The 3,751-nt window shown below is 66.0% G+C and carries 4 protein-coding genes; all 4 read right to left on the bottom strand.

Annotated features, from left to right (window positions below; genetic code table 11):
* On the bottom strand, positions 1-766 hold a 766-nt coding region (locus tag ACE3OH_RS20685), incomplete at its 3' end, for a metallophosphoesterase (protein WP_374357628.1).
* The gene (locus ACE3OH_RS20680; RefSeq protein ID WP_374357624.1) at positions 763-1,788 is read right to left on the bottom strand and encodes a diacylglycerol kinase family protein; all 1,026 of its coding nucleotides are present in this window, start codon (positions 1,786-1,788) and stop codon (positions 763-765) included. The genes ACE3OH_RS20685 and ACE3OH_RS20680, both read right to left, overlap by 4 nt.
* Complete coding sequence (locus ACE3OH_RS20675; RefSeq protein WP_374357621.1) at positions 1,781-2,866, bottom strand: DUF3616 domain-containing protein; 1,086 nt, start codon at positions 2,864-2,866, stop codon at positions 1,781-1,783. Before ACE3OH_RS20675 ends, ACE3OH_RS20680 begins: the two co-directional genes overlap by 8 nt.
* Before the next feature lie 102 nt (positions 2,867-2,968).
* Positions 2,969-3,637, bottom strand: coding sequence for a hypothetical protein (locus ACE3OH_RS20670; protein WP_374357618.1), 669 nt, complete (start codon positions 3,635-3,637; stop codon positions 2,969-2,971).
* Positions 3,638-3,751 lie beyond the last annotated feature (114 nt).

Here is a 3,751-nt window from a genome sequence, read left to right as displayed (position 1 = left end):
TGGCGAGGGCAAAGCGCTGTTCCTGTCGGGAAAAATCCCACTGCTCGATGCAACAGCGCTGCGCGGAACCGGCCGGCTCCCAGCGCACGATATTCACCGAGTTTGGCACACCGGCTCGCGTGCGCGCCGAGGTGGCGGTGCCGGCCTGCACCACCCACATGCTGCGTGGCAAACCAGGCAAGGCCAGCACATAGGGCAGGTGGATATGCCCGCCCAGCACCAAATCGGCGCCGGCAGCCGCCCAGATGGGCAAGGCGGCGTCGCTGCCGCGCAAGCGGTCGGCCTGGTCTGCCTTTGCAGTAACAACGGCCGGCTGATGCACGACCACCACGCGCGATTGTTGCGCGGTGGCAGCGGCCAGCAAACCGGCAACCCGCTCGACCTGCGCAGCAGAGACTTCGCCATGCTTGTGGCGCCAGGCACGCGTGGTATTGACGCCGATCACCAAAAGCTCCGGCGAGGCATGCACCGGCTCAAGCTCGGCGCCAAACGCCCGGCTATAGCGGGCATAGGGGCAAACCAGCCGCGCCCACAGATCGAACAAACCGATGTCGTGGTTGCCGGGTATCGCCAGCACCGGCGCCGCGAGTCGCTCGACCAGGGCTTTTGCCGCAGCAAACTGGGCGGGCCGGGCACGTTGGGTGATGTCGCCCGCTAGCACCACCAGCTCCGGTTTGATCTGCCCGGCCAGTGCGACCAGTGCCTCGACCACCTCGGGCCGCTCGGTGCCGAAATGGGTGTCGGATAGATGCAGCAGCGTGCTCATACCGCCCCAATGGCGGCGGCCGGCGAAGCGGCAAGCGCATCCGGCCCGCTCGCCTTCAGCAAGTACAGCGGTCGTTCGTGCACACGGATGGTGATCGGTGTACGCATGCGCGCCACTTCGCCATCAAATGCCACCCGGATATGCCTGCGGCCCGGCGCTAGCGCCGGCTTCACCCGCATCTGCAGGAATTCGAAGCGATCTACCCCGGCGGCTTCCCCCAGCCGCCCCATGGCGCCATGCACGAGCAGTTTGACCATGGCCCAGGATCCAATCGGTCGCAACATCAGCGCTGCCAGACTGCCGTCACCGGGCGTACCCGGGACGGTATCTTCCGGCTCGGCGCCCACTTGCGCGAGCTGCAAGCGGTTATTGCCGACAAACAAGGTCAAGGTGGAAACATTGCGTACGGCAGAGCCGGTGTCGATCTGCAGGCGCAGCCGCCGCTGGGCGCGCAGCAAGGTTGCACAGGCAGCAACAAAGGCCACCCAGCGGCTGCGGCCGAAGCGGGCTTTGTAGGCCTCGCGATCGCGCAATAGCTCCGGGTAGACCCCCAGGCTGGCATTGACCAGGAAGATCTGCTCATTGATCGCCGCCACCTGTACCGGTGTGGGGCGGGCATCCAGCAAGTAGCGTGCGGCCATGGCCGGCTCGGTGGGTATGCCATGGCTACGCGCAAAGTAATTGAAGGTACCGTAGGGAATCACGCCCATGGCGCAACCGGCCGCATGGGCAGCCTGTGCCACCGTGTTGAGGCTGCCGTCGCCCCCTACCGCAATCACGGCGCCCTGCCTTGCAGCTGCCGCCGCTGCTGCCTCGGCAGCCACCCTTGGCAGATCAGCCGGGCCACACATCAGCAGCTCGCCCTGCCTGCCATGCGCCGCCAGCGCCGCTTCGATCACCGCGCGCTTGGCCTTGATGTCATGCGCCCCGGCAGCGGCATTGACCACGAACAGCAGTGCGCCAGCCTCGGAATGCGCGATGGCCCCGGCCTCTGCCGCCTTGGTGTGTCGGGCGTCAGTCATGCAGCAGCAGATCGCCAAACACCGCAAGGGCACCGTCGCGCCGATCAGGCCCCGGCGCATCGTACAGCACCAGCCAGCCCGGCTTGCCCGCGCTGAGTGCTGGCGGCAGCGCGCAGATCGCCTCGGCACGATTGCAGCCCCGCCCATGCGGCAGCGACATTGCTTCGTACAAGCACGTCTCGAAGCGCGCCGGTTCGCGATTGGCGGCAATGATCTGGCGGGCCTTTGGCCACTTGAACACGCGGATATCGCCATTGAGCGCCATGGTTGGCCCGGCCAGGATGTAAAGATCATCGCCGGAAAAATGCAAATCACGCACGCCCAGACCGTCGAGTTGCAGAAAGTGTTTGCGCAGGCTGGTGCCGCCCTCCTGTGTCGCAAGAACCTGTCGCTCGCCGCGCACCTCGATCTCGATTTCGAGCAGGGCGGCCCATCCGCGTAGTACCGGGCCGCGCAAGCCAAGCAGCAGGCGGCTGCCGTCCACGGCCAGGCCCTCGATATCGAATCCATTGTCCTTGCCGGGAATCGACAGGAATGGCCCGAAGTGCGGGTCATCGGCAAGCGCGCGGCTCAGCTGGTTTTCCTGTGCATCGCCATCAAGACGCATGGCACGCCGACCATCGCGTGCCTCACGCACCACACAGGGCTCGCCAACGGCATTGTGTTCAATCGGCAGGCAGGCCAGCAGGCGACGATTGCCATCGAGTGCCAGCTTGGCCAAGCGCTTGGCGTTCTCGGCATGACTGCGCTCGGGCTTGGCATTCTTGCGCTTCAAGCCATGCGAGCCAACCACCCACAGATAGCCATCGGCTACCGCCATCCCTTCCAGATCAGCTTCCTCGTCATCGGCACCAGGCAGATCGAGCAAGCCGGCCAGCGGGAAGTCGCGCGCCTCGCCAAACCGCAATGCTTCCTCGCCTACCGGGTCGAGGCGGCGCAGGCGATCGAGTCCGCATGCTTCGTCACCGGCTACCCAAAGCCAGTCACCGGTGAATGCCGCACCGGACAGATTGGTCTGGACCAAGGATTCCCGGGTGAACTCCAGGCGAACAGCGTTGGGTTTTCGGGTATTGGGCATCGCTACTCCAGAACACGTTTGTTGATAGCCAGAGCGCCATGCCCTGATCTGCTTGCAGGCCCGCAATGCGGCAAGGCAGCACAGCGCGAGGCCAGCATCGACTCAACCCAGCCGCTGCCCTTCGCGCCATGGCAAGGTCGACAAGCGGATCAGGCCGCTGTCGGCCTCCGCCAGCGATAGCTCGAAATCAGCCAGCGCGCGCAGGCTGTCGATACTCGCCCCGCCCGCCTGCACACTGGCCCAGGCCGCCTGTTCCGCAGCAATCGGCATGGCACGCGGCCGGCAATGCATCAGCCACTGGCCAGCCCGTGCCGTCACCGACGCCAGTCGGCCATCCTGCTGCACGACTTGGCAGTCCACCTCACCCCCGCCCTGCGGCTCACGTTCCCACCACTCGTCGTAGTCAGCCTCCAGGCCGAATTCTTCGACCGCATCGCCATGGAACACCATGCGGGCAATATCGCGCTCGCCGCTGGGCCGATAGTCGAGCTGGCGCAGCCATTCGCACACTTCGCCCTCCACCCGGGTGAGGCCGGCAAAGCCGCTTTGTCCCAGCAGCCAGTGCAGCTGCGCAGCATTGCAATCGGCCAGGCGGCTGACGCCGGCAAAGTCGGGCCGATCGGCCGGAATGCGCAGGTCAACATGCCACTGCCTGCTTTGCAGCCAGAATACCTGCGTGCTGGTATCGATCCGCCCCGCACTGCGTAGCCGGGTGCGGCGCCACAGGCCAAGGTAGTGATCCGGTACCGGGTCGGTGGCCGGCAGCCTCATGGCAAGCCCTGCGCTGCCACGAGGCATAGCGCCACCAGCCGCGCCAGTACCTCGCCCTGAAAGTAGCCGGGCCGGCTGTCTTCGGCGTCGATAATGCCGATGACGGCGCCAGAC

Origin of the sequence: Chitinimonas sp. (assembly GCF_041904975.1) — a bacterium.
GTDB lineage: Bacteria > Pseudomonadota > Gammaproteobacteria > Burkholderiales > Chitinimonadaceae > Chitinimonas.
The sequence above is the reverse complement of the archived record's forward strand: the minus strand, read 5'-3'. Positions and strand labels throughout refer to the sequence as shown.